Here is a 458-nt window from a genome sequence, read left to right as displayed (position 1 = left end):
TGTGTATAAGAGACAGGCACCCACCTCCCCGTCCTCACCCCCACGCAGAGCGAGCACCTACTCACCCTGCTCCGCGACCCCGCCCACCATCACACAACCCTCGGCACCGTCTTCGACCACCTCCGCACCACCCAGGCCCCACAAGCCACAAACGCCGCCCTGGCCGAAACACTCCTCCACCTCCACCACCGCTACCACCGCTCCACACCCGCCCCCCGCCAAGGGACCGCAGCACCAGCGTCCCCGCAAGCGATGAGGTCGTGCGCATCGAGGATCCCGCCACCGGCCGCCCACTCGACGTTCCCATCAGCCCATGGCTGAACCACCTGCGGAACAAGGGGCTGAAGGAGTGGGATTCGTTGCTGGTGGGTGCTTTGAGAGCGCGCGGTATCCACGCCACGGCGGACGGCGAAGGCACGCTCCGGATCACGGGTAGGGGGCCGGCGCAGCTGGTATGG

General features: G+C 67.9%; 1 protein-coding gene. It reads left to right on the top strand.

Annotated features, from left to right (window positions below; genetic code table 11):
• Positions 1–260: 260 nt before the first annotated feature.
• The coding region (locus IF37_RS45395) for a hypothetical protein (RefSeq protein ID WP_037858482.1) at positions 261–458 on the top strand (198 nt) is incomplete at its 3' end.

It is taken from the genome of Streptomyces sp. NRRL S-31, from assembly GCF_000718775.1.
Lineage (GTDB): Bacteria > Actinomycetota > Actinomycetes > Streptomycetales > Streptomycetaceae > Streptomyces.
The sequence above is the reverse complement of the archived record's forward strand: the minus strand, read 5'-3'. Positions and strand labels throughout refer to the sequence as shown.